The sequence below is a fragment of the Variovorax sp. PDC80 genome, from assembly GCF_900115375.1.
In the GTDB taxonomy this organism is placed as follows: domain Bacteria; phylum Pseudomonadota; class Gammaproteobacteria; order Burkholderiales; family Burkholderiaceae_C; genus Variovorax.
Genome location: NZ_FOWG01000005.1, coordinates 181636 through 208185, shown reverse-complemented (window position 1 = coordinate 208185; position 26550 = coordinate 181636). Strand labels below are relative to the sequence as shown.

Here is a 26550-nt window from a genome sequence, read left to right as displayed (position 1 = left end):
ACGTCGTCATGCGTCAGCCTGCGCACGCAGCCAGGCGGCGCCTTGCGCATGGAGACGCTCCAGCGATGCGCTGCCCGGTGTGGGCAGGTCCGGTGTGATGCTTGCGCCATTCGCGGCCTGCAGATAGGCCAGGTGGCGATAGCCTTCCGGATGCGCCGCGAGCCGCCGCGGGTCCAGCATGATCGTGCGTGCGGGATCCAGCACGTCGAGCCGGTCCTTCTCGTAGATGGGCACGCGGTGCAGGATGCGCCACTGCCCCTGGTGCCGGACGAATTGATCGTGGAAGCGCCCGTGGCAGGTCGCGTCGACCTCGATGCCATCCAGCCGCGCGCGCACCATGAGGATCATGCGGGTCTCCACCAGCGCCCGGTCGCCGTCGATCTCGATGCTCGCGGCGCCGATGAAATGCTGTGCGCGCGAGCCGCTCGCCGCCGCGGCGATGGAGCGCTCGACGAATTCGGTGGCGCTGCCCGCGAACCACGTCGTCCGCATCGTCGCGCCGGGCGCGAAGCAGGCGCGCAGCCGATCCCAGCGGCCGGTGTCCCGTGCCAGCCCCCAGTCCTGCACGACCTGGACCATGGCGGCACGGTCGAGCAGGTTTGACAGCTGCGGGTCGATGTAACTCGGTGAGCGGCCTTGGCCCATGGGGGTCTCGGGGTTCTGGGGTTGCTTCAAGGATAGGACTCCAGGGTGATCGCGAAAGATGAGTGGCTGCGTCCGGAACTGTAGAAGTGCATCGCAGCAAGCGGGAGATGACAGAAATGCGCGAATGCTGCGCGATTCGCATCGCCTGCCTGGCGCACCGCTCGGCGATGCTGCCGTGGCATCGGGGCGCTGTTTTTTTCATCTGTTCCCGGGCGGTCAGTATTCCTAGGATCGCTGAAGCGGGAGGGCGTGGATGTCGCGTCAACGTCCTTGATCGCTGGTCTCATCCTGAGGAGAGTCGTTTGAGTTTTACTGTCGAAATACGTCCGAGCGGGCGTACGTTCCAAGCCCAGGCTGGCGAATCGATCCTCGGCGCAGCCATCCGGGCCGGCGTCAATCTGCCGTACAGCTGCCGCGTCGGCATCTGCTCGTCCTGTAAATCGCGTGTGGCGAGCGGGACGATCGACCATGGATCGATCACCGAGGCCCACCTGCCCACGCCAGAACGCCAGAGCGGATTCACGCTCCCATGCCTCGCGAGGGCCGCGTCTGACCTCGTCATCGAGGCGTGCGAAGTCGAAGGCCTTCTCTCTGCGGAGCCGCGAAGCTATCCCGCGCGAGTGGTGGGCATGAGGCGCGTGGGGCCCGATGTGATGATCGTGACGCTGCGCATGCCGATGAATGAGGTCTTGCCATTCCGGGCCGGCCAGTACGTGCAACTGCAGCTTCCAGATGGCTGCACTCGCAGCTATTCCATCGCAAACAGGCCGGACGCGCACGAGATGCCGCATCTGGAATTCCATATTCGCCATGTGCCGGGCGGCAGTTTCACGGACCGTCTCTTTCGTGGCGGCATCAAGCTGCGCGACATGGTGCGTCTGGAAGCGCCCTGGGGCACCTTCTTCCTGCGCGACGCCAACCGACCCGCGATCCTGTTGGCCAGTGGAACGGGCTTCGCTCCGATCAAGGCCATCGTCGAGGATGCCATTCACCGGGGGGACCAAAGACCCCTGCATATCTACTGGGGGGGGCGCCAGCGTGCCGACCTCTATGGCGACGAGATGGCGCGCAGGTGGGCGCGGGACTGCGGCCATATCCACTACACACCCGTGCTTTCGGCATCTTCGGATGGCGACTGGCCGGGCCGCACCGGCCAGGTCCACAGGGCCGTGATGGAGGACTGGCTCGACCTGTCCGGTGCCGAGGTGTACGCATGCGGTGCGCCGGCCATGGTGGCCGCGGCCCGGCGCGATTTTTCCAACCACTGCGGTCTCTCGGCCAGCGACTTCCATGCGGATGCCTTTCTCTCTTCGATCGAGAAGGCCTCTTTCGAAATCCAACAGTGACCTTCCACTCTCATCACACCAACCCTATGCAGATTCCACAACCCGCCAGCGTCCCCCCTCCGAACGAGCGCGCCGTGATCCAGCCCTATGTGATGTCCCACGGGACGCTGGAAGTCGCCGACTTGGCCGTATCACGCCGCTTCTATGAAGACTTTCTGGGGCTGGAGTGCGTGCGTCATGCCCGGTCAGCCATGGCGGTGCGCTGCGGCCTGCGCTTTCACGTGATCTGCGTGCAGGTGGGCGAGCGTCTCAACTCCATGGGGCTGCTTAACCACTGGGGTCTGGACGTCGGTAGCCGGGAGAGCGTCGACGCGGCCTATACAGCCACATTGGCGATGAAGGATGCCTACGGAATCCGGGCAGTGACCGAACGCCAGAGCCAGCATGGCGTGTATGCGTTCTATCTGCAGGACATCGACCACAACTGGTGGGAGATCCAACACTACGAAGGCTTTCAGCACGACGACATCTTCGATTTCGGAGATCGCTTTCCGGAGTAGATGCCGAAAGGACGCCGATGGCGCGAGGATCCCCCGGGGTATCGATTCAGTCTGGGGTGATGTTGGCCGCCTTGACCACCTTCTTCCACCGAGCCAGGTCGCCTTGCATCAGGCTCTGGAGTTGCTGCGGTGTTCCGGTTCTCACCTGCAATCCCTGCCGCGAGAGTTCGGAGCGAACCTCGTCGGTATTCATTACCGCCACGAAGTCGGCATTCAGGCGCGCCACCAGCGCGGGCGGTGTACGTGCGGGTGCCAGAACCGCATACCAGGCGTCAATGGCGTCCACGTCGCCGAAGCCCTGTTCGCGAAATGTTGGCACCCCTGGCGCCTGGCTGCTGCGTTGTTCACCGGTCACTGCCAGCAACCGCATCCTGCCGGCCTGTACCTGTGTGCGTACCGAGGGCAACGAAGCGAACATCAGGTCAACGTGGCCGCCCATCAGGTCTGTGAGCGCGCCCGCGATTCCTTTGTAGGGCACGTGCGAAAACGAAACGCCCTGCGAGGACTTCAGCAGTTCCATTGCCAGGTGGTGCGGTGTGCCGCTGCCGGGCGTGGCGTAGTTCAGACGGCCAGGATGGGCCTTGCCATGAGCAATCAACGACTTCATGTCCGTCACCGGCAGGGCCGGGTTGGTCACGAGGGCCAGCCTGGCATCGGCGAGCTTGCCGATCGGTGCGAAGTCGCGCAGGGCATCGTAAGGAAGATTCCTGTAGACCGCTGGCGTGATGGTGTGGGTGTTGATCGTCATCAGCAGGGTGTGGCCATCGCCGTCGGCCTTGGCTGCGTAGGCCGTGCCGAGATTGCCGCTGGCGCCCGGGCGGTTGTCTACCACCACGGGCTGGCTCCAGCGCGTAGCGAGCCGTGGGCCGACGATGCGCGCGATAGTGTCGCTGCCGCTACCGGACGTGAAAGGCACTACCAGCGTGACGGGCCGCGACGGAAAGGACGGTGCATCCGCGGCGAGCGTGGGTGACGTCGCGCCGAGCATGCAGGCCAATGCCAGAGCGACATGGCTCTCGGGATTCACACCGCGCCCTTCGGCGTCGCCGGTGGCAACTTCAACAGCCGCTCGGCATTGCGGTACGCGACCTTCTCGCGATCGCTTTCGGCGATCGGAAGATGCGAGAACCAGCGCACCGCTTCCATATTCGATTCGAAGGGATAGTCGACCGAGAACAGGATGTTGTCCCATCCCATCACGCTGGCCGTGCACATGAGTTCCGGTGTGGAGAACACCCCTGAGGTGGTCACGCTGAAATGGTCGATGAAGGTGGCGCGCACCGATTTCTTCAGGTGCGGCGACTTCGGCGTGAGCCGTCCGTCGGCACGCCAGAGCGCAAAGGGCAGCAGTTCGCCCATGTGCCCGATGATCATGCGCAGGCCCGGAAAGCGGTCGAACACGCCCGACAGGATCAGCCTCAGCACGTGCGTGGCGGTTTCCACCGCATAACCCCACGAGGCGAAGCCCAATTGCGGATAGTCCTTGTAGTAAGCGTCGAACACTTGCGGGTGCGGGTTGGACGGGTGCAGATAGATGGGAACGTCGAGCGCTTCGGCCGCTTCGAAGATGGGCCAGAAGCGTTGCTCGTCCAGGTAGGCGCCGCGAGCGTGGCCGTTGATCATCGCGCCCTTGAATTGCATGCGTTGCACCGTGCGTTCGAGTTCGGCCGCTGCCGCTTGTGGCGCGCCGGTGGCCAGCGTGGCGAAAGCCGCAAGCCGCGTGGGATGGCGCGCGACCGCTTCGGCGAGATGGTCGTTGGCCGCTTGGGCCAGCGACGCGGCCTGCGCGCCGTTCTCGATCTCCTGCGCGCCAGGCTTGGTGTGCGATAGCACCTGCACGTCGATGCCTGCGCGGTCCATTTCCGCGATGCGCATGTCGCCCAAGTCGTGCAGCCCGGGCACGCGTGACGGCGACTGCAGGGCGCGGTCGGTGTCGTCGTAGGTCTCCAGCAGCCCATCGAACAGGAAATGCTCCTCGAGCGCGATGAGCCGTACGGGCGGCGGGGTGTAGATCTGAGTGAGCTGGGGGGTTCCGGATGGAGCGGTGCTCATGGGGTCTCCTTGTCGCGCCTCGGGTGCGCATTGGGTGGTCGTTCGAAGCCGCGGTGAGCGGCTGCTCGGGGTGGGTGATCAAGTCCTTGGGCGCGCATCGTAGGAAGGCGCCGCCGCCCGAAAAAGATGCTGGAAATGCGGCAACGATGCTGGAAGCGCATCGCTTGAAACCTGGCGGGTTCAGAACAGGTGTCGCATGCCGATCTGAAAGCCTCGGACATCCTGGCCGGCGATGGGAAAGCCGCTTGCGCCGATGTCCTGGCGAGCGGGCAGGAACACGATCCTCGAGCCGTCGTTCCAGATCTTGGAGACATTCGTATAGAGCAAGGTCCGCTTCGACAGGAAGTGGGAATAACCGAGCGTGAGCTGCGTCGCTCGCGTGGTGGCGGTGATGTTGTTCCTGCTGTAGCCCATGCGGACCTCGCCGGTGGCAACGGGCGCCACGGCACCGACCATCCAGCCGTCGATGTCCGTGAGCCGTTGCGCATGGTTCGTCTGGTAGTAGGCCATGATGCGGACCACCTTGAAGTCGTAGGAGGCGCCGAGCACCGTCGTGCGCGACCACAGGCTCGGTTGTGTCGCCGGCAATCCGACCGACGCGGCGGAAACCTTCAGGGCGTCGTGGGTCATTCCAAGCCACCATGGGCCCGCCTCGTATTCCAGGCCGAGGCTGCGCGTCTTGCTCAGGGCAGCACCTTCGGAAAGACCCAGCATGGCCCGCAGCATGAAGCCGCGCCATCTCGGGCTGGTGTACGCAGCCGAGTTGTTCTGAACCACCTGGTAGCCGCGCGGCCCACCCTGGAACAGGGCCACGACGTTGCCGAGTTGCGCGCGCTCGAAGGGACTGACCTTGAACGTGAGCCTGACATGCGGTGTGAGGTGGGACCCCAGGGTGAGCGTGCCGAACCTGTCGCTCTGCAGGCCCGCATAGCTGTCGCGATTGAAGTAGAACTCCTTGTTGCCCTGTGCCCCGGAGTCCACCTGGAATTGGCTTTCCATCTTGAAGAGGGCGCGAAGGCCCGCGCCGAGATCCTCGGTGCCTCGCATGCCCCAGTGGGACGAGTCGCTGGAAACGGTGCGCACGCTGGCCCGGTTCGGGCCGGAGAAGTGCAGCGAGTTGATGGAAGCGTCGAGGCGTCCATAGAGCGTGACGCTGGATTGCGCGAAGGCGGCCGATGTGCTGAGCGCGCATGCGGCGATCGCGCGCCTCCTGAGTTTTTTCATGAAGTCTCCCGAATTCGAGTCATGGGGTTTGCGGCGTGGCGCGGTGACGCCATGCGAACGCCCGTGGAATCTAGGCAGCATGAAATCGAACCAGAAGATGACAACTTCTTCTCAGCGATAGCACGGCCGCATCGCATGCGTCGGTTGGCTTCGACGATCCGCGCCGATGCGCACAGCGGCGATGCGAATCCGTTATCGCAGTCGGATGTTTTTCATCTTCTGCGGGTTCGGCTCGATTCCTAAGATCTGGAGACCGGACGTGGGCTGCTTGCGGCCCGGCGGACGGAGGACACGGCCCACATCGATGCCTTCGATGGCATCAACGATACGGAGACAGACAGTGACCCATGCGATGCGATGGCGCCGGGGATTTCCCCGGCACGGTTTCTTGACCCTGATGGCGGCCACGGTGCTGGTGGCTCTCGCGGTGCCCGCGCCTGCATCCGCGCAGGATGCTTCGAAGCGGCCGGTGCGGGTCGTCTCCGCGTTCCCCGCCGGAACCGGTCCGGACGTCGCCATGCGGCTTCTGGGCGAGCAGGTCGCCAAGCAGGGCGGCAGGCATTTCGTGATCGAGGCGATCCCCGGTGGCAACGGCGTGATCGCCGTGTCGGCGCTCAAACGCGCACCTGCCGATGGCAACACCTTGCTGCTGGTCAGCAATGCCCACCTCAGCATCGTTCCCGCACTGATGCCGAACGCGCCGTACAGCGTACAGCGCGACATGGTGCCGGTGGCGACGCTGTACAGCGCGCCGTTCTTCCTGGCGGTGAGCGCGAACAGCGGCTTTCGCAATCTGCAGGAGCTGCTCGCCAAGGCAAAGGCCGAGGAGCGCGGCGTCAGCTACAGCATTGCGTACTTCGGCGCGGCCCAGCACCTGGGCATCGAGGTGCTTGGCAACCTGGTCGGCGCAAGGATGCTCCCGGTTCCATACAAGGACGGGGGGCTCACATCGGTGGCCAAGGGGGAGGTCGACTTCAACATGACGGTCCTCAATTCGGTGCAGCCGTTCGTCGAAGCCGGCAAGGTGAGGGTCCTGGCGGTGTCGTCGCTCCAGCGTTCCGAACTGATGCCCGATGTGCCGACCGTGCAGGAGGCGGGAGGCCCCAAGGGATATCAGGCGGAAACCTTCGTCGGCCTGATGGCGCCGCGCGGCACGCCGGCCTCGGTGATCCAGGAGGCCAACGATCAGATCGCGCGCGCGTTGCGCTCGCCCGAATTGATCGAACGCTACAAGCGCGCTGGCGTGAGTGTCCTGTCGAGCACGCCCGCACAGATGTTGACGCTGATGCAGGACGACGCCGCGCGGGTCGCCGAGCAGGTGCGGCGCACCGGCATCAAAGTCGAATGAATCCGTCCGTTACTTCTTTATTTTTCTTCACATGCACACCAATCCATCGTTCAAGCTTCTGACGTACTCGCTCGGAGATAGCCGGCCGCCGCGCGCGGGCCTTCTGGTCGGCGAGGATGTTTTTGACGCGGCCCCCCTTCTTGGCGACGGGACTTCCCATGGCGGCGTCGACGTGTTGGCGCTGCTGGAGGACTGGGCCGTTTCCCTGGCCGCCATTGCCCGCTACCTGAAGAGCGGCCCGGAGCCCACGGCCGCGTTGGGCGACGTGGTGTTGCATGCGCCGCTGCTGTATCCCGGCACCGTCTACTGTGCCGGCGCAAACTACCGTGACCACATGCAGGAAATGGCGCGAGCCGCCGGCAGACCGAGTGCCGTCGATCCCAAGGCGGCTGGCAATCCTCCATGGCACTTCGTGCGACCTTCGCGTGGCTGCGTGGTGGGACAGGGTGCCACCGTCGTCGCGCCGCCGGGATGCGCAAAACTGGACTGGGAGGCCGAACTCGGCGTGGTCATCGGACGCAAGGCGAGACACGTGCGCGTGGACGACGCGTTGAGCTTCGTGGCGGGCTACCTTCCGGCCAATGACCTTTCCGCGCGCGACCTGTTCCGGCGCCCGAACGCCGAAGCCGGGACGCCCATGCATTTCGACTGGATGGGGCAGAAGGGGTTCGAGGGCGCCTGTCCCATCGGCCCCTGGATCACCCCCGCAGCCGAGGTCCCCGATCCGCAGAACCTGGCCTTGCGGCTGTGCGTCAATGGCGAGATCAAGCAGCAGTCCAACACCTCGGAGATGATCTACTCGGTCGCCGAGCAGATCGCCCATCTTTCGAAGCTCGTGACCCTGTATCCCGGAGACCTGCTCTTGACAGGAACACCGGCCGGTGTGGGTGCAGGACGCGGCGAATTCCTCGCGCCGGGCGACACGATGACGCTGGAGGTCGGCACCTTGGGAACCCTGGTGACGCACGTGCGCGGCTGACACAGGGCGTGTTGCGGGCATTCGCAAACGCGCACCGTCGCGATCCCGCTTGCTCGCCCCTGACGATGGCCAGGCCTAGCCATCGAAACGGCATTGGCGGGAAACGCGTCAGCGCGCGAGCGGCTGCACATGCAGCGCCGCGCGCCGCACCATGTCGCAGAAGTACTGCGCGGCCGGAGTCAGCGGCAGACCGGCGCGATGCACGAGGCAGATCGGTGCAGCGGCCAGGGGATCCACCACGTCGATGGTCTGAAGAAAGCCGCGGAACAGCGGTGTCTGCGCCCATTGCACCGGCAGCATCGCCAGCAGATCGGTATGGGCCACGACGAAGAAGAACGTGAGAGCCGAATGTCCCTGGATGACCGAACGGGGCTCAGGGAGGCCCTGCTCCCTGAAGATGAGGGTGAGCTCATCCTCGGGGTGGTGCACGCCCGACATCGTGATCCACTCGGCATCCGCGATCTCGCGCAGCGAGCGCGCCCCGGCCAGCGGATGCCCCCGGCGCCCCAGCACGACGCGCTTGTTGTCGAAGAGCTTCTCCACCGCCAGCTCGCTGGTGGGCTTTTCGGGGACCGGCCCGATGTAGAGATCCATCGTGCCGCCGATGAGTTCGAGCTGGACCCGCGGCAGCACGGCGTCGACAACCTCCAGCTTCACCGCGGGAAAGCGTTGCCGGAACGCGGGCAGCGAATCGGCGAGCAGCGCCATGTGCGCGACGCCGGACAGGCACATGCGGATGTGCCCGTGAACAGCACCCTTGAGCTGATCGATCTCCTCCTTGGCCCGAGCGAGTTCGCTGCGCACGGACCGCGCACGCCGCAGAAGGACATCGCCCATCGTGGTCAGCTGCACGCCCTTGGCGCGGCGCTCGAACAAGGTGGCGCCGAGCTCGCGCTCCAGCTCCTGGATGCTGCGCGTCATGGCCGGTTGCGCCAGGCCCAGGTGGCGTGCGGCGGAACGCAAGCTGCCGTGCTCTGCGACTGCGAGGAAGTCTCGAATGGAATTGATCTTCACGTGGGCTTTGCCGGTGATGCGAATTGGCTATCGTTTTGCCGATTTTCTGGAGTTTTGATATCGATCGACCATTGGAGCTATCCCGCATCGGCATGCCGTAACTGCACCGGCGTCTTGCTTTGCAATGCCTCCGATCGCCTTCGACACACAAGGTCGGCCGCTGTGCTTGTTACGGTCGACGTGTTGGTGAGCCTTGCATTTCGTCGAGGTGACTGCCGTATGAGAACTTGCGTACTGCTCGATCTCGCCAGGTGGCGCGCCCTCGCGCGGCGCTCTACGATCGCGCATCCCGCGCGCCGCGATCGCATCGCCATCGGGCGCGCCGCCCAACCCAACAACAGGAAAAGAACAAGCCATGTCATTCGCCGAAGTCGCCTTGCCCGAGCAGCTCGTGCGCGCGCTCGATGCGCAGAGCCGGATGCCGATCACGCGGATCGGCGAGGCGCTGGTCGCGCTGGGCATGATCACCGGCGACCAGCTCGCCGCCGGGCTGCGCCAGCAGCGCCGCGAGCCGCTGGTGCCGCTGGGCGAGACGCTGGTGCGCATGGGCGCCGTGAGCCGCGGCCAGCTGCAGACCGCGCTGGTGCGCAAGATGGGCTATCCGCTGGTCAACCTGCATGTGTTCCCGCCCGCGGCCGAGGCGCTGCGCAAGGTGGGCCACGCGGTGGCGCGGCGGCTGCAGGTCATGCCGCTGATGCTGCACGAAGGGCGGCTGGTGATCGCGATCGACGATCCCACGAGCCGCTATTCGGTGATCGACGAGGTGCAGTTCGTCGCGCAGATGAAGGTGATCCCGGTCGTGGGCCAGTGCCTGGACCTCGACAGCGTGCTGGGCGCGGCCTACGAGAAGATCGGCGACGTGGCCGACGGCGGTGGCGGCGGCGCGGCCAATCTCGACCCGATGCGTCCGCTCGAGTTCGACATGGCCGGCACCAGCGAGCTGCTGCAGACGCTCGAGAAGGAGGGCCCGGCGCCGGCGCCCGCGGAGTCGCCGATCGAGCAGTCGGACAACTCGCTGGTGCGCATGATCAACAGCATGATCCAGGAGGCGCACCGCGACGGCGCCTCGGACATCCACATCGAGAGTTACCCGGGCCAGGAGAAGACGCGCATCCGCTTCCGCCGCGACGGGCTGCTCTACACCTACCTCGAGCTGCCGCCGAGCTACCGCAACGCGATCGTGGCGCGCGTGAAGATCATGTGCGACCTCGACATCAGCGAGAAGCGCAACCCGCAGGACGGCAAGATCAACTTCGCCAAGTACTCGCCGCAGCACAAGATCGAGCTGCGCGTGGCGACCATTCCCACCAACAACGGCCTGGAAGACGTGGTGATGCGGATCCTGGCCTCGGCCAAGCCGCTGCCGATGCAGTCGCTGGGCCTGTCGCCCGACAACCTGCGGCGCCTGACCCACGCGGTGGAGCGGCCCTACGGCATGGTGCTGTGCGTGGGGCCCACGGGCTCGGGCAAGACCACCACGCTGCATTCAGCGCTCATGCACATCAACACGCCCGAGCGCAAGATCTGGACCGCCGAGGACCCGGTGGAGATCACGCAGAACGGGCTGCGCCAGGTGCAGATCAATCCGCGCATCGGCTGGACCTTCGCCAAGGCGCTGCGCGCCTTCGTGCGCGCCGATCCCGACGTGATCATGGTCGGCGAGATCCGCGACGAGGAGACCGCGAAGACCGCGATCGAGGCCTCGCTGACCGGCCACCTGGTGCTGTCGACCCTGCACACCAACAGCGCGCCCGAGACCGTGACGCGCCTGCTCGACATGGGCATGGACCCGTTCAACTTCGCCGACTCGCTGCTCGCGGTGCTGGCGCAGCGGCTGGTGCGGCGCATCTGCGGCCACTGCGTGCGCAGCGCGCCCGCGAGCGAGGAGGCGGTCGAGGAACTGCTGGCCGACTACCTGCACGCCTTCCCGGCCGAGGAAATCCCGGCGCGCCGGCAGGCCACGCTCGATGGCTGGCTGCAGCGCTTCGGCCGCGACGGACGGCTGCACCTGCACAGCGGCGCGGGCTGCGAGCACTGCGCGAAGACGGGCTTTCGCGGGCGCGTCGGCATCCACGAGCTGATGACGGTCTCGAAGGAACTGCGCCGGCTGGTGCAGAGCGGGGCGCGCGCCGAGGAGCTGCTGCAGGCGGCGCTGAAGGAAGGCATGCGCACGCTGCGCCAGGACGGCATCGAGAAGGTGCTGGCCGGCCAGACCACGATCGAGGAAGTGCGCGCGACGAGCAACGCCTGAGCGCGAACCTCAATCGAATTGGCCGCTGGCCAGCGCCGCCGCTGCCGCGCGGGTCTCCACGCCGAGCTTCTCGAAGATGTGCTCGAGGTGCTTGTTCACCGTGCGCGGACTGGTGCCGAGGATCTCGCCGATGTCGCGGTTGGTCTTGCCCTTGGCGAGCCACGACAGCACCTCGGTCTCGCGCGGCGTGAGCGCGGCCTCGGCCAGCCGTGCCGACGAGGCGCCGCCCGCGCCCTCGCGCTGCACCGCGAACAGCAGCATGGTCTCGCCCAATGCGGCCGCGCCGAGGTTGCGCACCGACAGCCGGATGCCGGCCGCCGTGACCACGCCGAGGGTGGCGCCGGGCGCCAGCGCGGCCTCGAGCGCGCGCGGCAGCAGGCCCGGCGCGCGTGCCTCGCCCAGCGCATGCAGCCACAGGCCGGCCTGCGGCGAACGCCAGGCGACGCGCCCGCGCGCATCGACGAAGACCACGCCCATGCCGGCCACGTCGACCGCGTCGCGCGCCATGCGCGTGATGCGGGCGTTGCGTGCGTGGGTGTGCAGGCGCGCCAGTACTTCCTGCGCGCGGATCGGCTTCACCACGTAGTCGACGCCGCCGCATTCGAAGCCCTCGACCACGTCGGCGGTCTCCGAGAGGCCGGTCATGAAGATCACGGGGATGTGCGCGAGCGCCGCGTCGGCCTTGATGCGGCGGCAGGTCTCGAAGCCCGAGAGGCCGGGCATCATGCCGTCGAGCAGGATGGCGTCGGGCACCACCAGTTCGAGCCGCTGCAGCGCCGATTCGCCGTCGGCCGCCACCAGCACGGTGTAGCCGCTGGCCTCGAGCGTGTCGCACAGCATGCCGAGGCTGCTGGGGGCGTCGTCCACCACCAGCACCACGGGGCGTTCGGCTTCAGGAAGGGGAGGCGAGGGTGTCTGCATCTTCGGCGAGGGCTTGGCGGAGGGAGTCGAGTTCGAAGCGCGCGACCATGCCGCGCAGCCAGGTGCAGGTGGCGGCCGCGCCCGGCGACTGGGCGGCCAGACGGTCGAGCGCCTGGTGCAGGCCGCGCACGTGGCCCATCTGCACCAGCCGCATCAGCTCGGCGCGGTCGTCCTCGCCGAGCAGCAGCCGCGGCGGGCGAACGGGTGCGAGCTCTTCGTCGGCCCGGGGGCGCAGCGCGTCGGCGGCATCGAGCCATTCGAGGCCGAGGTGGCGCTCGAGCGTGGCGATCAGTTCCGACTCGATCACCGGCTTGCCCACGAAGGCCTGGCAACCCGCGGCGCGCAGCCGTTCGGCCTGGTTCTCGAACATGTTGGCCGAGACGATGATGATCGGCAGCGCATCGAAGCCCGAGGCCCGCACCAGGCTCGCGGTCTGCCAGCCGTCGAGGTCGTCCATGCTGAGGTCGAGCAGGATCGCCGAGGGCAGCTCCTCGCGCAGGCTGTCGAGGCATTCGGTGCCGCTCGCGGCCTCGCGCACCTCGAAGCCCAGCGGCGCGAGCATGCCGGCCAGCATCTGGCGCTGCACCGGCTGGTCGTCCACCACCAGCAGCGTGCGGCGCTCGCCGAGGTAGCCCGACACCGGCTGGCGCAGCGCGCCGGCCTTGGCCTGCGGGCCGGGGTCGGCCACCGCGCGCAGGTAGACGCGCACGCTGAAGGTGCTGCCGGCCGAGGAGGTGGCGGCCAGCTTCAGTTCGCCGCCCATCAGCGAGGTCAGCAGGCCGGTGATCGTGAGGCCGAGCCCGGTGCCGGGCTCGCCGCGCCGGCGACCCGCGGCACCGCGCTCGAACGGCAGGAAGATGCGCTGATGGTCCTGCGGCGCCACGCCGATGCCGGTGTCGATCACGTCGAAGCGCAGCACCTCGCGGCGCGCGTCCACGTGCAGCGTGACGGTGCCGCTGTCGGTGAAGCGCACGGCATTGGTCAGCAGGTTGATGAGGATCTGGCGCAGCCACTTGGCGTCGGCATGCACCCAGGGCGGCAGCCGCCCGGCGTGGGTGTAGACGAAGGCCAGGCCCTTGTTCTCGGCCTGCGGCCGCACCATGTGCACCACCTGGTCGAGGAAGGCCGGCAGCGCCAGCGGCGCCGGCTCGAGCTGCAGCCGACCGGCCTCGATGCGCGCGAGGTCGAGCAGGCCGTCGATCAGCCCCAGCATGTGCTCGCCGCTGCGGTGGATGGTCTGCACCGCCTCGCGCGGCGGCAGCGCCGCATCGCCCTTGAGCAGGATCTGCGAGTAGCCCAGGATGCTGTTGAGCGGCGTGCGCAGTTCGTGCGTCATGCCGGCCACGTAGCGGGTCTTGGCCTGGTTGGCCGCCTCGGCCGCCTCCTTGGCGGCCTGCAGCGCGGCATCGGTGCGCTGGTGGGCCTCGATCTCGAGCGTGAGCAGGTGGTTGTGGCGGTTCGACTCCTCCTGCGCCATCTGCCGGCTCTCGCTGCCCAGCACCACCCACCAGGCCGCCACCGCCGCCACCAGCGACAGCAGGGTGAAGACCTTGAGGAAGGCGTCGCGCAGCCGCGGGTCGACCGCGCTGGCGCCGGTGATCGCCTCCTGCGCATAGACCACGCCCATCACCGTGGCCAGCAACGCCACCAGCGAGGCCGCCACCATCAGGTAGTGGGCGACGCGGAAGTTGAGCCGCGCCGACAGCGCCGGCGGCAGCAGCGACTGCAGCCAGCCGCTCATCTGCTCGGCCGCGCGCGAGTCGGTCTTGCAGCGGTCGTGGCAGCGCGATTCGAGCGTGCAGCACAGCGAGCAGATCGGCGCGCTGTAGGCCGGGCAGTGCGCCATGTCCTCCGATTCGAAGCCGTTGTCGCAGACCGAGCACTTGACGATCTGGCCCGGCGTCCAGTGCGCGATGTCGCGCCGCGCGAGGTAGTAGCGCCCGCGCGTGCGCCAGGCCAGCAGCGGCGAGACCGCGAGCGCGGTGGCCAGCGCGATGAAGGGCGAGAAGGAGCGCGCCCACTGGCCGATGGCGCCCGAGTAGGCCAGCATCGCGAGGGCCGCCGCCACCAGCGTGGCGACCAGGCCCACGGGGTTGATGTCGTAGAGGTGGGCGCGCTTGAACTCGATGGTCTTCGGGCTCCAGCCCAGCGGCTTGTTGATGACCAGGTCGGCCACCAGCGCGCCGACCCAGGCGATCGCGATGTTGCTGTAGAAGCCCAGCACATGCTCGAGCGCGGCGAACACGCCCAGCGCCATCAGCAGGATCGCGATCACCACGTTGAACACCAGCCACACCACGCGGCCCGGATGGCTGTGCGTGAGCCGCGCGAAGAAGTTCGACCAGGCCAGCGAGCCGGCATAGGCGTTCGTGAGGTTGATCTTCATCTGCGAGACCACCACGAACAGCACCGTGATGCCGAGGATCCAGGCCGGGTCGCGCAGCACGTAGGCGAAGCCCGTGAGGTACATCTGCGTCGGCTCGATCGCATGGTTGGCCGGGATCTCGTGCTGCAGCGCGAGGAAGGCCAGGAAGGCGCCGCCCATCATCTTGAGCATGCCCGGCACGATCCAGCCCGGCCCGGCCACCAGCACCGCGGTCCACCAGCGCGCGCGGTTGGCGGCCGTCTTCTCGGGCAGGAAGCGCAGGTAGTCGACCTGCTCGCCGATCTGCACCACCAGCGAGAAGGCGACCGTGGCGGCGGCGCCGAACATCAGCGGATCGAAGCCGCTGCTGTTCGAGACCCGGCCCACGAGCCCGGTGAAGTCGGCATAGAGCTCGGGCTTCTTCACCAGCACCGCGACGAAGGGGCAGACGAACAGCACGATCCAGATCGGCTGCGTCCACAGCTGCAGCCCGGAGATCAGCGTGATGCCGCGCGCCACCAGCGGAATGATGACCAGCGAGGACACCAGGTAGAGCAGCCACAGCGGCCAGTCGAGGTACATCTGCAGCGCGAGCGCGAGGATGGCGGCCTCGAGCGCGAAGAAGATGAAGGTGAAGCTCGCGTAGATCAGCGAGGTGAGGGTGGAGCCCAGGTAGCCGAAGCCGGCGCCGCGCGTGAGCAGGTCCATGTCGACGCCGTGGCGCGCGGCGTAGTAGGAGATCGGCAGGCCCGTGAGGAAGGTGATCAGCCCCACCACCAGGATCGCCCACAGCGCGTTCGAGAAGCCGTAGCTCAACGCGATCGCGCCGCCGATGGCCTCGAGCGCGAGGAAGGACGTGGCGCCGAAGGCCGCGTTCGCGACCCGGAACTCCGACCACTTGCGGAAGCTGCGCGGCGTGTAGCGCAGCGCGTAGTCCTCCAGCGTCTCGTTCGCGACCCAGGCGTTGTAGTCGCGTCGGATGCGGAAGATCTTCTGCCCGCTCACGGAATTGACGGAAGGCATCGGGGTGTCTCGTGGAGACGGCGACGGCGAGGGGATCGGCATGGTGCAGCTGCATTGCAAGAAGCGCTCCGTGCCCGCCGTGCGCCCCCCGGTCCGTCGTCGTCGGTCCCGCGAGTCTGCGGGCAGGCGATGCGCAGGCCGCTACGTTGAATGACGTATTCGCGCAGCGGCCAGTGATTTCTAAAGTTCCAGCCATGGTGCCAGCCGCACCGTCCGATGCACTTCGATGGTGCGCGGCCTGTACTTTCCTCAACCTGCTGGAGTTCTTCGATGTCGCGTGATTCCGATCTTTCCCTCGATGCCCTGGCATTGCGTCGCCGCCGCCTGCTGCAAGGCGCCGCCGCGCTGCCCGTGATGGGCCTGAGCGGCCTGAGCTTCGGCCAGGGCCAGTTCCCCACGGCCAAGGTCAACACCACCAAGCTCGCCGTGACCGACACCGAGGTGACGGTGGGCCAGCTGCATTCGTCCACCGGCACGATGGCGATCTCGGAGACCGGCTCGATCCAGGCCGAGCAGCTCGCGATCGACCAGATCAACGCGATGGGCGGCATCCTGGGCCGCAAGATCAAGGTCATCAAGGAGGACGGCGCCTCCGACTGGCCGACCTTCGCCGAGAAGTCGAAGAAGCTGCTGGTCAACGACAAGGTCGCGGCCGTCTTCGGCTGCTGGACCAGCGCCTCGCGCAAGGCCGTGCTGCCGGTGTTCGAGAAGGAGAACGGCCTGCTGTACTACCCGACCTTCTACGAAGGCCTGGAGCAGAGCAAGAACGTGATCTACACGGGCCAGGAAGCCACGCAGCAGATCATCTGGGGCCTGGACTGGGGCGCGAAGGAGAAGAAGGCGAAGACCTTCTTCCTCGTCGGCTCCGACTACATCTGGCCGCGCACCTCGATGAAGATCGCGCGCAAGCACATCGAGAACTTCCAGAAGGGTTCGGTCAAGGGCGAGGAGTACTACCCGCTGGGCCACACCAACTTCAACTCGCTGATCAACAAGATCAAGGTCGCCAAGCCCGACTGCATCTTCGCGGCGGTGGTGGGCGGCTCGAACGTGGCCTTCTACAAGCAGCTCAAGGCCGCGGGCATCACGGGCGACAAGCAGTTCCTGCTGACCCTGGCCGTGACCGAGGACGAGATGACCGGCGTGGGCGGCGAGAACTTCGCGGGCTTCTATTCGTCGATGAAGTACTTCCAGTCGCTCGACAACGAGAACAACAAGAAGTTCGTGGCCGCCTTCAAGGCCAAGTACGGCAAGGACGCGGTGATCGGCGACGTGACGCAGGCCGGCTACCTCGGCCCGTGGCTGTGGAAGGCGGCGGTCGAGAAGGCCGGCAGCTTCGACGTCGACAAGGTGGTGGCGGGCTCGCCGGGCATCGAACTCAAGACCGCGCCCGAAGGCTACGTGAAGCTCGACGCGAACCACCACCTGTGGAGCAAGGCACGCATCGGCCAGGGGCAGCCGGACGGGACCTTCAAGGTGGTGGCGGAGTCGGCGGAGCTGATCAAGCCGGATCCGTTCCCCAAGGGCTACCAGTAACCCCCCAACTGCCTGTCTGCCTTTCTCCCTCCCCCTCTGGGGGAGGGCAGGGGTGGGGGCAAGCGGCGTGCCCATTGCCATCGCCGCCTGCCCCCATCCCGACCTTCCCCCAGAGGGGGAAGGAGCAACTACCCCAATACCTGGAACTGTCGCCATGACGCTGTCGGACATGTGGAACATCGGCCTGATGCAGGGCTTCGCGGGGCTGAGCCTCTTCGCGGTGCTGCTGCTCATGGGCCTGGGGCTCGCGATCATCTTCGGCCAGATGGGCGTCATCAACATGGCGCACGGCGAGTTCATGACCATCGGGGCCTACTCGGTCTTCCTCGCGGCGCAGGTGACCGAGCACCTCGCACCGGCCTTCATGCCGTACTACTTCCCGATCTCGATCGCGCTGGCCTTCGTGTTCGCCTTCATCGTCGGCTGGCTGGTGGAGTGGGCGCTGATCCGCCATCTCTACAAGCGGCCGCTCGACACGCTGCTCGCGACCTGGGGCGTGAGCCTCGGGCTGCAGCAGATCTTCCGCACCTTCATCGGTCCGAAGGAGGTGAGCCCGACCTTGCCCGAGTGGCTGATGGGCTCGTGGACGCCGCACGAGGGCCTCGACATCCCGATCAACGGCATGTTCGTGCTGGTGCTCACGGCATTGGTCACGGGCGGCGTGCTGATCGCGCTGCACCGGAGCCGCTGGGGCCTGCGGGTGCGCGCCACGGTGGCCAACCGCGTGATGGCCAACGCCACCGGCATCGACACCAAGAAGACCGACCGCCTGACCTTCGCGATCGGCTGCGGCATCGCCGGCGTGGCGGGCGCGGCCTTCACCACCATCGGTTCCACCGGGCCGACCTCGGGCTCGCTCTACATCGTCGACGCCTTCCTGGTCGTCACCTTCGGCGGCGCGGCCAGCCTGCTGGGCACCGTGGTCTCGGCCTTCGGCATCGCTCAGACGCAGTCGGTCTCGGAGTTCTTCATGACCGGCTCGATGGCCAAGGTGCTGACGCTGTCGCTGATCGTGCTGATTCTGATGATGCGGCCGCAGGGCCTGTTCGCCGTCAAGGTGCGTCGCTGACTTTCGCTTTCCCGGAGAACTCCCGATGAATTTCCTCAAGGCCTCGATCCAGCGCTACCAGCTCGGCAGCCTGCTGCTGCTGGTGCTGCTGCTCGCGGTGGTGCTGCCGCTGTCGCTCGACATCTTCCGTCTCAACCTGGTGGGCAAATACCTCACCTATGCCTTCGTCGCCGTGGGGCTGGTGATGGTGTGGGGCTACGGCGGGGTGCTGAGCCTCGGGCAGGGCGTGTTCTTCGGGCTCGGCGGCTACGCGATGGCGATGTTCCTCAAGCTCGAAGCCTCCGATCCGGTGTCGACCAAGATCCAGTCGACGCCCGGCATTCCGGACTTCATGGACTGGAACCAGATCACGGCGCTGCCGGCGTTCTGGCTGCCGTTCAAGAGCCTGCCGCTGACCTTGATCCTGGTGGTGGCGGTGCCGATGGCGCTGGCCTGGCTGATCAGCTTCGCGATGTTCAAGCGCCGCGTGGGCGGGGTCTACTTCGCGATCATCACGCAGGCGGTGGCGCTGATCCTCACGGTGCTGATCATCGGTCAGCAGGGCTACACCGGCGGCGTGAACGGCATGACCGACCTGAAGACGATGCTGGGCTGGGACACGCGCACCGACAGCGCGAAGTACGTCCTCTACTACGTCTGCGTGGCGCTGCTGGTGGCGGCGATCGTGCTGTGCCGCTGGATCCAGACCAGCAAGCTCGGCACCTTGCTGCTGGCGATGCGCGACAAGGAAGACCGGGTGCGCTTCTCGGGCTACGACGTGTCGAACTTCAAGGTCTTCACCTTCTGCCTGGCGGCCGGACTCTCGGGCATCGGCGGCGCGATGTTCGCGCTGCAGGTGGGCTTCATGTCGCCGAGCTTCGTGGGCATCGTGCCCTCGATCGAGATGGTGATCTTCTGCGCGGTGGGCGGCCGCATGAGCCTGGTGGGCGCGGTCTACGGTGCGCTGCTGGTGAACGCGGGCAAGACGCTGTTCTCGGAGAGCTTCCCGGACCTGTGGCTGTTCCTGATGGCGGGGCTGTTCATCGGCGTGACGATGGCCTTCCCGATGGGCCTGGCGGGCCTGTGGGAAGAAAAGATCCGCCCGTGGTGGAAGTCGCGTCGCCAGGCGCTGCGCGAGGCCGCGGTGAAGCCGCCCGCGGTGGCCGCGGCTCCCGTCGTGCCCGAACCCGAACCCACGCTGCCCGAAGGCGTGAGCAGCCAGCGCGCCTGAACCGGAGACCGACCATGAGCAACACCGACTTCGCGCTCGCCGTGGAAGACCTCAGCGTGTCATTCGACGGCTTCAAGGCCATCGACGACCTCACGCTCTACATCGACCGCAACGAGCTGCGCGTGATCATCGGCCCGAACGGGGCCGGCAAGACGACGCTGCTCGACCTGATCTGCGGCAAGACGCGCGCGAGCAGCGGCAGCATCAAGTTCAAGAACACGGAGCTGACGAAGATGGCCGAGCACAAGCGCGTGCGGCTGGGCATCGGGCGCAAGTTCCAGACCCCCTCGATCTACGAGAACCTCAGCGTGTTCCAGAACCTCGAGGTGTCGTTTCCCAAGGGCCGTTCGGTGTTCGGCGCGCTGGCCTTCCAGTGCGACGACGAAGTGAAGGCGCGCGTGCAGGCCGTGGCGACGGAGATCGGCCTGGGCGACCGGCTCGACACCGAGGCGGGCCTGCTGAGCCATGGCCAGAAGCAGTGGCTCGAGATCGGGATGCTGCTGATGCAGGAACCCGAACTGCTGATGCTCGACGAACCCATCGCGGGCATGAGCGCGCGCGAACGCGAGCTCACGGCCGAGCTGCTCAAGCGCATCTGCCAGAACCGCGCGGTGATCGTGATCGAGCACGACATGGCTTTCGTGAAGCAGATCGCGCACAAGGTGACCGTGATGCACCAGGGAAAGATCCTGGCCGAGGGGCCGATGGAGAAGGTGCAGGCGGATCCGAAGGTCATCGACGTTTATCTGGGGCATTGATGAGTTTTCTCGTTGTGCCGAGTGTTCATCGGTTGGAGCGGGCTCACGCCGACGGGGTACTCCCCTCCGCGAATGTCCCCCGGCCTTCGGCCTCCTCCTTTATTTCGCTGCGGGGAGTACCCCGTCGACGTGAGCCTGGACACGGCCGTAGAACCGGCCGCACAACGACTGCGCTCCTCGTGCACAGGGCAGTGGGTGCTTCCCGCAGCGAAATTAAGGAGGAGCCGAAGGCGGGGGACATTCGCGGAGGGAAGTACCCGCTGTCCTGTGCACGCGCCCCGACCCGTCGTGAATCGAATCACAGCGCCCCCAACAAAGAACGTACCTAAGCAGAGGCCAGGCAAATGAGCAACATCAACCTCAAGGTAGAAAACCTCCACGTAGCCTACGGTCAGAGCGAAGCCCTGCACGGCATCTCGTTCGAAGGCATGGCCAACGAGACCGTCGCCATCATGGGCAGAAACGGCATGGGCAAGACCACGCTGTTCAAGAGCCTCATGGGCGTGCTCCCCCTCAAGAGCGGCCGCATCGAAGTGGCGGGACAGGACGTCTCGCGCGACGAGAGTTTCAGGCGCGTCGCCAAGGGCATCGCCTACGTGCCCCAGGGTCGCATGATCTTCCCGACCCTGACCGTCGAGGAGAACATCGAGACCGGTCTCGAGAACTCCAAGACCCGCCGCATTCCCGAGGAGATCTACGCGCTCTTCCCCGTGCTGTGGGACATGCGCCGGCGCAAGGGCGGCAACCTCTCGGGCGGGCAGCAGCAACAGCTGGCCATCGCGCGCGCCCTCGTCACCGATCCCAAGGTGCTGCTGCTCGACGAGCCCACCGAAGGAATCCAGCCTTCGATCATCAAGGACATCGCCAAGGCGCTCAACGAGATCCGCAAGCTGCGCGGCCTGACCATCGTCGTGTCGGAGCAGGTGCTGAGTTTTGCCATGGACGTGGCCGACCGCCTGTTCGTGATCGAAGGCGGGCGCCTCGTGCACGAGACCGCGCGCGACAAGACCGATGTCGAGCGCATCAAGGCCTATCTCTCTGTTTAACCACAACCCCAACCAGGAGCCACTGCAATGACGGACACGCTGATCAAGGTCGATCTGACCAAGTCGCCCACCGAGAACGAGATGATCCACAACCGCTGGCACCCGGACATTCCGATGGCCTGCTGGGTCAATCCCGGCGACGACTTCATCCTCGAGACCTTCGACTGGACCGGCGGTTTCATCAAGAACAACGACAGCGCCGACGACGTGCGCGACATCGACCTGAGCACCGTGCACTACCTCTCGGGCCCCGTGGGCGTGAAGGGTGCCGAGCCCGGCGACCTGCTGGTGGTCGATCTTCTCGACATCGGTGCCAAGCAGGACAGCCTCTGGGGCTTCAACGGATTTTTCTCGAAGAAGAACGGTGGCGGTTTTCTCACCGATCATTTTCCCGAGGCGCAGAAATCGATCTGGGACTTCAAGGGCATGTTCACCAGCTCGCGCCACATCCCCGGCGTGAACTTCGCGGGCCTGATCCATCCGGGCCTGATCGGCTGCCTGCCCGACAAGCCCATGCTCGACATGTGGAACGAGCGCGAGAAGGCGCTGATCGCCACCGACCCCGATCGCGTGCCGGGCCTGGCCAACCCGCCGTTCGCGGGCACCGCCCACATGGGCAAGATGACCGGCGAGGCACGCGCCAAGGCCGCGGCCGAGGGCGCTCGCACCGTGCCGCCGCGCGAGCATGGTGGCAACTGCGACATCAAGGATCTCTCGCGCGGCTCGAAGGTGTTCTTCCCCGTCTACGTCGACGGCGCGGGCCTCAGCGTGGGCGACCTGCACTTCAGCCAGGGCGACGGCGAGATCACCTTCTGCGGCGCCATCGAGATGGCCGGCTGGGTGCACATGAAGGTCTCGCTGATCAAGGGCGGCATGGCCAAGTACGGCATCAAGAACCCGATCTTCAAGCCCAGCCCCATCACGCCGCAGTACAACGACTACCTGATCTTCGAGGGCATCTCGGTCGACGAGAGCGGCAAGCAGCACTACCTCGACGTCAACGTCGCCTACCGCCAGGCCTGCCTCAACGCCATCGAGTACCTGAAGAAGTTCGGCTACTCGGGCGCGCAGGCCTACTCGATCCTCGGCACGGCACCGGTGCAGGGCCACATCAGCGGCGTGGTCGACGTGCCCAACTCCTGCGCCACCCTGTGGCTGCCCACGGGCATCTTCGACTTCGACATCAATCCCAACGCCACGGGGCCGGTGAAGATGATCGACGGCAGCATCGACATGCCGCTGTCGCCCGACCTGCGCTGAGGCATTGAAGAAGGAAGCCGCATGCCCACCTACGACTACGACTGCGGACGCTGCGGCGGCTTCGAAGCGTTGCGCCCCTCGGCGCTGCGCGACGAGCCCGCTGCCTGCCCCGACTGCGGCGGCGCCTCGCCGCGCGTGCTCGCGGCCGCGCCGCGCCTCGCGCTCATGGCGGCCGACACGCGCCTCGCGATGGCCACCAACGAACGCGCGCGGCACGAGCCCGCGAGCTCGCGCGACTACGCGCGATTGCGCCATCCATCGGGCTGCGGATGCTGCTCGACGAGCGCGCGCCGCGGTGCCACGGTGACCGCCTCGAACGGTGCCAAATCGGCACCGTCGCGGCGGCCGTGGATGATCTCTCATTGAGGATTTGGCAAGATTTCATGCATGCGCCAGGAGCATGCAAAGGATGCGGGAATGTAGTGCTTTCGACCAATCTCCCTCTGAAGAGGGTAGATTCGGCGGCTTGCTCGCATGCGTGAAACTTGCCCAAAACTTTCTGGATTGTTTCGAAACGGCGAACGCCGTGATTCTTTTTGCGGTGATTCAAAAGGGTCGAACAGGATCAAACTTCTCCTCACGGACAAACCACCGTTCAACCTGAAGGAGATACCAAATGACCGCCTCGAAGATCCTCGCCGCCGTTGCCGTTGCCCTGCTTGCCGCCACCGGCGCACAAGCCGAAACCTATGACGGCGTCCACACCGTGCACTCCACGGTCTCGCGTTCCGAAGTCGCATCGCAAGCCGTGGCAGCCGCCAAGGCCGGCGACGCCTACAGCGAAGGTGCCACCGCCGGTGCGCAACCCTTCAGCTCGACCGCCGACCGCGCGACCATCCGTGCCGAAGCCGTTGCCAAGGCCCACGATCCGCTGCAAAGCCTCGACCGCCGCGCCTTCTACCGCGACGAAGTGCCGCAAGCCTACAAGAAGCCCAGCGTGTCGTTCACGCGTCAAGCTGGCCTCTGAGCCACGGTGGCACGCCGGTGCGAGAGCATCGGCCGCATGAAAGAAGCGAATGAGGAAAGGGCCTGCGGGCCCTTTCTTCGTGTCTGGCGCGACGGCGCGCCGCTCACGCCAGCGTCTCGCCTTCCTTGAGCACGCCCGCGTTGCGCAGTGCCGCGTCGAGCCAGCTGGCCGCGGTGTGGCCTCGCTTGATCGCTTCGATGCGCGCGGCTTCGTCCTCGACCTTCTTCCGCGCCGCGCGAAGCAGGGTTTCGACTTTCTCCCGCTCGACCACCACCACGCCATCGGCATCGCCGATCACCAGATCGCCGGCACGCACGGCCACGCCGCCGACCGACACCGGGTGCCCGATGCGCCCCGAGGCCAGCTTGGTCGGGCCGTTGGGATTGGTGCCGACCGAGAACACCGGGAAGTCCATCTCGTCGATCTCCACGCTGTCGCGCACCGCGCCGTCGATCACCACGCCGGCGATGCCGACCTGGCGGCAGGCATTCATCATGATCGTGCCCATCAGCGCCGCGCTGCGGTCGCCCTTGCCGTCGATCACCAGCACGTCGCCCGGCTGCGCGAGTGCGATCGCGGCATGGATCATCAGGTTGTCGCCGGGCCGCACCTCCACCGTGAGCGCGCTGCCCACCAGCTTCATGCGGTGGCGCAGGGCCTCGATGCGGCCGTGCAGGGCGCCGCGGCGGCCCGCGACGTCGGCGAGGATGGCCGGCTGGAAGGCCGCGGCGCGGCGCAGCAGCTCGGGGGATACGCGCTCGAAGTCGCGAACGATGTCGGGATGCGGGTTCATGGTCTGGTGTTCTCTCATTCGGCCTTGACGTCGGCGTCCTTGACCACGCGGCCCCACTTGCGCTTGTCGGCCGCGAGGAAGGCGCGGAACTGCTCGGGCGTGCTGCCCACGGGTTCGAGGCCGTCGGCCGTGAGGCGCTTGGCGATCTCGGGCTGCGCGAGCACCTTCGCGATCTCGCGCTGCAGGCGCTCGACCACGGCCGGCGGTGTGTTCTTCGCCGCGCAGATGCCGGCCCAGGTCACGGGCTCGACCTCGGCGACGCCGGCCTCGGCCACGGTCGGAATCTCCGGAAAGGCCGCGAGCCGGCGCGGACTGGCCACCGCGAGCGCACGCAGCTTGCCGGCGCGGGCGTACTGCATCGAGCTCACGGGCTGGTCGAAGATCATCGAGACCTGGCCCGCGATCAGGTCGGTCATGGCCTGGCCCGTGCCCTTGTAGGCCACGTGCACGATGTCGATGCCCGCGCGGCTCTTGAGCATCTCGCCCGCGAGATGGCCGCCGGTGGCCGTGCCCGAGGACGCGAAGTTGATCTCGCCGGGCTTCTGCTTGGCGTAGGCGACCAGCTCCTTCACGTTCTTCACCGGCAGGCTCGCGTTGACCAGCAGCATGTAGGGCGCATTGACGACCTGCGTGACCGGCACGATGTCCTTCTCGGGATCGAAGGGCATGCTTTTCAGCACATGCGGCTGGATCGACAGCGTGCCCGTGGTGCACATCAGCAGCGTGTGGCCATCGGCCGGCGCGGCGAGCATGGCCGAGGCCGCGATGTTGCCGCCGGCGCCGGGGCGGTTGTCGATCAGCACCTGCTGGCCCAGCCCCTCGGACAGCTTGGGCGCGATCAGCCGCGCCACCACGTCGTTCGAGCCGCCGGGCGAGAAGCCCACGAGGATCTTCACGGGCTTCGATGGAAAGCCGTCGGCCGCGCTCGCGGTGGCGGCGCCGAGCCAGGCCGTGCCCGCGGCCACGACCGGCAGCAGCGTGAGAAGGGAGCGGAGTTTCATTGCGGTTCCTGGTGAAGCGGTTGGCCCGAGAGTTCGGCGCGGGCGCGCGCGATGCGCCGGCAGCCTTCGAGCAGCTGCCCGGTGCCGGCGGCGAACGAGAGGCGGAAGTGCGTCGGCACGCCATAGGCGCTGCCCTGCAGTGCCGCGAGGTCCTGCGCGTCGAGCAGGTGCATCACCCAGTCGTCGCTGTCGGCGATCGTCGTGCCCTGGGGCGTGCGCAGCCCGAACAGCGCGCTGCACGAGGCGAAGACGTAGAAGGCGCCGTCGGGCACCTCGCAACGGATGCCGTCGATGGCATTGAGCGCCTCGACCACCGTGTCGCGCCGCGCGCGGTAGGCCTGGCGGTTGGTGGCGATGCTGTCCTGCGGCCCCGTGAGCGCCGCGATGGCGGCCGCCTGCGCGATCGAGTTCGGGCCCGAGGTGCTCTGCGACTGCAGCTTGACCATCGCCTTGATCAGCGCCGAAGGCCCGGCGCCGTAGCCGATGCGCCAGCCCGTCATCGCATAGGCCTTGGAGACGCCGTTCACCGTCAGCGTGCGCTCCTGCAGGTCGGGCGCCACCTCGGCGAGGGTGGCGAAGGGCGCGTCGCCGTAGACCAGGTGCTCGTAGATGTCGTCGGTCAGCACCCAGACCTGCGGATGGCGCCGCAGTACCTCGGCCAGTGCCAGCAGCTCGGCGCGCGTGTAGGTGGCGCCGCTCGGGTTGTTCGGCGAGTTGAGCATCAGCCAGCGCGTGCGGCCGGTGATGGCGCGCTCGAGGTCGGCGGGCTGCAGCTTGAAGCCCGCCGCGGCCGGGCCGTCGACGAACACCGGCACGCCGCCGGCCAGCCGCGCGATGTCGGGGTACGAGACCCAGTAGGGCGCCGGCACGATGACCTCGTCGCCGGCCGCCACCGTGCACATCAGCGCATTGAAGATCACCTGCTTGGCGCCGGTGCCGACGATGATCTCGCCCGGCGCGTAGCGCAGCCGGTTCTCGCGCAGGAACTTGCCCGCGATGGCCTCCTTGAGCGCCGGCGTGCCGCCGACGTCGGTATAGCGCGTCTGGCCATCGGCCATCGCGCGGATGGCGGCCTGCTTGATGTGTTCGGGCGTCTCGAAGTCGGGCTCGCCGGCGGTGAGGCCGAGGATGTCGCGGCCCTGCGCGCGCAGCTCGCGCGCCCTCTGGCCGGCCATGGAACTCGGAGAAGGCTGGATCCGGTTCAGTCGTGGTGCGATGTGAAGCATGCGGCCAGTATCGAAG

The 26550-nt window shown here is 66.9% G+C and carries 23 protein-coding genes; 13 read left to right on the top strand and 10 right to left on the bottom strand.

Annotation, left to right across the window (positions count from 1 at the left end):
* Nucleotides 1-6: 6 nt before the first annotated feature.
* Nucleotides 7-675 carry a nuclear transport factor 2 family protein gene (locus BM109_RS16745; RefSeq protein WP_143129182.1) on the bottom strand — a complete coding sequence of 223 codons (669 nt, stop codon included), beginning with the start codon at nt 673-675 and terminating at the stop codon, nt 7-9.
* 272 nt (nt 676-947) lie between these two features.
* Between BM109_RS16745 and BM109_RS16740 the strand changes: the two genes are divergently transcribed.
* Nucleotides 948-1991: a CDP-6-deoxy-delta-3,4-glucoseen reductase gene (locus BM109_RS16740; protein ID WP_093344461.1), complete on the top strand. Its 1044-nt coding sequence runs from the start codon at nt 948-950 to the stop codon at nt 1989-1991.
* 74 nt (nt 1992-2065) lie between these two features.
* On the top strand, nt 2066-2491 hold the full coding sequence (locus BM109_RS16735; protein ID WP_256222608.1) for a VOC family protein: 426 nt from the start codon (nt 2066-2068) through the stop codon (nt 2489-2491).
* Between the two features lie 46 nt (nt 2492-2537).
* On the opposite strand, the gene BM109_RS16730 is transcribed toward BM109_RS16735, so the two are convergent.
* The 3 genes from BM109_RS16730 to BM109_RS16720 all read right to left on the bottom strand — a co-directional run bounded on the left by BM109_RS16730 (nt 2538) and on the right by BM109_RS16720 (nt 5767).
* Complete coding sequence (locus BM109_RS16730) at nt 2538-3518, bottom strand: Bug family tripartite tricarboxylate transporter substrate binding protein (RefSeq protein ID WP_143129181.1); 981 nt, start codon at nt 3516-3518, stop codon at nt 2538-2540.
* Entirely contained in the window at nt 3515-4543 is a 1029-nt protein-coding gene (locus BM109_RS16725; protein WP_093344455.1) for an amidohydrolase family protein, read from the bottom strand. The genes BM109_RS16730 and BM109_RS16725 overlap by 4 nt, the downstream gene beginning before the upstream one ends.
* Before the next feature lie 180 nt (nt 4544-4723).
* Nucleotides 4724-5767, bottom strand: a complete 1044-nt coding sequence (locus BM109_RS16720) for a porin (RefSeq protein WP_177239364.1) — start codon at nt 5765-5767, stop codon at nt 4724-4726.
* 340 nt (nt 5768-6107) lie between these two features.
* On the opposite strand from BM109_RS16720, the gene BM109_RS16715 reads away from it, so the two are divergent.
* Complete coding sequence (locus BM109_RS16715; protein WP_177239363.1) at nt 6108-7115, top strand: Bug family tripartite tricarboxylate transporter substrate binding protein; 1008 nt, start codon at nt 6108-6110, stop codon at nt 7113-7115.
* 31 nt (nt 7116-7146) lie between these two features.
* Nucleotides 7147-8094: a fumarylacetoacetate hydrolase family protein gene (locus tag BM109_RS16710; RefSeq protein WP_093344450.1), complete on the top strand. Its 948-nt coding sequence runs from the start codon at nt 7147-7149 to the stop codon at nt 8092-8094.
* Nucleotides 8095-8202: 108 nt separating this feature from the next.
* Here BM109_RS16710 and BM109_RS16705 read toward each other — a convergent pair whose 3' ends face one another.
* A complete protein-coding gene (locus BM109_RS16705) occupies nt 8203-9108 on the bottom strand; it encodes a LysR family transcriptional regulator (RefSeq protein ID WP_093344449.1) in 906 nt (301 codons plus the stop codon).
* A 355-nt stretch (nt 9109-9463) separates the two neighbouring features.
* On the opposite strand from BM109_RS16705, the gene BM109_RS16700 reads away from it, so the two are divergent.
* Nucleotides 9464-11359, top strand: a complete 1896-nt coding sequence (locus tag BM109_RS16700) for a GspE/PulE family protein (RefSeq protein WP_093344447.1) — start codon at nt 9464-9466, stop codon at nt 11357-11359.
* A gap of 9 nt (nt 11360-11368) precedes the next feature.
* Here BM109_RS16700 and BM109_RS16695 read toward each other — a convergent pair whose 3' ends face one another.
* Together BM109_RS16695 and BM109_RS16690 are read right to left on the bottom strand one after the other, a co-directional pair.
* Nucleotides 11369-12280 (bottom strand): response regulator transcription factor, encoded by a 912-nt coding sequence (locus BM109_RS16695; protein WP_093344446.1) that lies wholly within the window; start codon nt 12278-12280, stop codon nt 11369-11371.
* A complete protein-coding gene (locus BM109_RS16690) occupies nt 12252-15668 on the bottom strand; it encodes a hybrid sensor histidine kinase/response regulator (protein ID WP_256222607.1) in 3417 nt (1138 codons plus the stop codon). Before BM109_RS16690 ends, BM109_RS16695 begins: the two co-directional genes overlap by 29 nt.
* A 270-nt stretch (nt 15669-15938) precedes the next feature.
* Here BM109_RS16690 and urtA point away from each other — a divergent pair, with 270 nt between their 5' ends.
* From urtA to BM109_RS16650, 8 genes are all read left to right on the top strand, one after another.
* Entirely contained in the window at nt 15939-17204 is a 1266-nt protein-coding gene (gene urtA / locus BM109_RS16685) for an urea ABC transporter substrate-binding protein (protein WP_057593105.1), read from the top strand.
* A gap of 154 nt (nt 17205-17358) precedes the next feature.
* Nucleotides 17359-18273, top strand: coding sequence for an urea ABC transporter permease subunit UrtB (gene urtB, locus BM109_RS16680; RefSeq protein WP_093344444.1), 915 nt, complete (start codon nt 17359-17361; stop codon nt 18271-18273).
* Nucleotides 18274-18298: 25 nt separating this feature from the next.
* Entirely contained in the window at nt 18299-19483 is a 1185-nt protein-coding gene (urtC, locus tag BM109_RS16675; RefSeq protein WP_093344442.1) for an urea ABC transporter permease subunit UrtC, read from the top strand.
* Nucleotides 19484-19497: 14 nt separating this feature from the next.
* The gene (gene urtD / locus BM109_RS16670; protein WP_093344440.1) at nt 19498-20241 is read left to right on the top strand and encodes an urea ABC transporter ATP-binding protein UrtD; all 744 of its coding nucleotides are present in this window, start codon (nt 19498-19500) and stop codon (nt 20239-20241) included.
* A 344-nt stretch (nt 20242-20585) separates the two neighbouring features.
* Entirely contained in the window at nt 20586-21287 is a 702-nt protein-coding gene (gene urtE, locus BM109_RS16665) for an urea ABC transporter ATP-binding subunit UrtE (protein ID WP_093344438.1), read from the top strand.
* A gap of 27 nt (nt 21288-21314) precedes the next feature.
* Nucleotides 21315-22547, top strand: coding sequence for a formamidase (gene fmdA, locus BM109_RS16660; protein WP_057593110.1), 1233 nt, complete (start codon nt 21315-21317; stop codon nt 22545-22547).
* Nucleotides 22548-22568: 21 nt separating this feature from the next.
* Complete coding sequence (locus BM109_RS16655) at nt 22569-22913, top strand: zinc ribbon domain-containing protein (protein WP_093344436.1); 345 nt, start codon at nt 22569-22571, stop codon at nt 22911-22913.
* Nucleotides 22914-23163: 250 nt separating this feature from the next.
* On the top strand, nt 23164-23514 hold the full coding sequence (locus tag BM109_RS16650) for an alpha/beta hydrolase (protein WP_093344434.1): 351 nt from the start codon (nt 23164-23166) through the stop codon (nt 23512-23514).
* Nucleotides 23515-23617: 103 nt separating this feature from the next.
* Here BM109_RS16650 and BM109_RS16645 read toward each other — a convergent pair whose 3' ends face one another.
* The 3 genes from BM109_RS16645 to BM109_RS16635 are packed head-to-tail and all read right to left on the bottom strand — an operon-like array spanning nt 23618 to nt 26534.
* Complete coding sequence (locus BM109_RS16645; RefSeq protein WP_177239361.1) at nt 23618-24307, bottom strand: RraA family protein; 690 nt, start codon at nt 24305-24307, stop codon at nt 23618-23620.
* 14 nt (nt 24308-24321) lie between these two features.
* Nucleotides 24322-25308, bottom strand: coding sequence for a Bug family tripartite tricarboxylate transporter substrate binding protein (locus tag BM109_RS16640; protein ID WP_093344431.1), 987 nt, complete (start codon nt 25306-25308; stop codon nt 24322-24324).
* A complete protein-coding gene (locus BM109_RS16635; RefSeq protein ID WP_093344429.1) occupies nt 25305-26534 on the bottom strand; it encodes a pyridoxal phosphate-dependent aminotransferase in 1230 nt (409 codons plus the stop codon). The genes BM109_RS16640 and BM109_RS16635 overlap by 4 nt, the downstream gene beginning before the upstream one ends.
* Between the last annotated feature and the right edge of the window lie 16 nt (nt 26535-26550).

Coding starts and splice junctions, on each gene's coding strand:
- BM109_RS16720 (WP_177239364.1), bottom strand. CDS start 5,767: ATGAAAAAACTCAGGAGGCGCGCGATCGCCGCATGCGCGCTCAGCACA.
- BM109_RS16690 (WP_256222607.1), bottom strand. CDS start 15,668: ATGCCTTCCGTCAATTCCGTGAGCGGGCAGAAGATCTTCCGCATCCGA.
- BM109_RS16640 (WP_093344431.1), bottom strand. CDS start 25,308: ATGAAACTCCGCTCCCTTCTCACGCTGCTGCCGGTCGTGGCCGCGGGC.
- urtA (WP_057593105.1), top strand. CDS start 15,939: ATGTCGCGTGATTCCGATCTTTCCCTCGATGCCCTGGCATTGCGTCGC.
- fmdA (WP_057593110.1), top strand. CDS start 21,315: ATGACGGACACGCTGATCAAGGTCGATCTGACCAAGTCGCCCACCGAG.
- BM109_RS16655 (WP_093344436.1), top strand. CDS start 22,569: ATGCCCACCTACGACTACGACTGCGGACGCTGCGGCGGCTTCGAAGCG.
- BM109_RS16725 (WP_093344455.1), bottom strand. CDS start 4,543: ATGAGCACCGCTCCATCCGGAACCCCCCAGCTCACTCAGATCTACACC.
- urtE (WP_093344438.1), top strand. CDS start 20,586: ATGAGCAACATCAACCTCAAGGTAGAAAACCTCCACGTAGCCTACGGT.
- BM109_RS16710 (WP_093344450.1), top strand. CDS start 7,147: ATGCACACCAATCCATCGTTCAAGCTTCTGACGTACTCGCTCGGAGAT.
- BM109_RS16700 (WP_093344447.1), top strand. CDS start 9,464: ATGTCATTCGCCGAAGTCGCCTTGCCCGAGCAGCTCGTGCGCGCGCTC.
- BM109_RS16635 (WP_093344429.1), bottom strand. CDS start 26,534: ATGCTTCACATCGCACCACGACTGAACCGGATCCAGCCTTCTCCGAGT.
- urtB (WP_093344444.1), top strand. CDS start 17,359: ATGACGCTGTCGGACATGTGGAACATCGGCCTGATGCAGGGCTTCGCG.
- urtC (WP_093344442.1), top strand. CDS start 18,299: ATGAATTTCCTCAAGGCCTCGATCCAGCGCTACCAGCTCGGCAGCCTG.
- BM109_RS16650 (WP_093344434.1), top strand. CDS start 23,164: ATGACCGCCTCGAAGATCCTCGCCGCCGTTGCCGTTGCCCTGCTTGCC.
- BM109_RS16695 (WP_093344446.1), bottom strand. CDS start 12,280: ATGCAGACACCCTCGCCTCCCCTTCCTGAAGCCGAACGCCCCGTGGTG.
- BM109_RS16645 (WP_177239361.1), bottom strand. CDS start 24,307: ATGAACCCGCATCCCGACATCGTTCGCGACTTCGAGCGCGTATCCCCC.
- urtD (WP_093344440.1), top strand. CDS start 19,498: ATGAGCAACACCGACTTCGCGCTCGCCGTGGAAGACCTCAGCGTGTCA.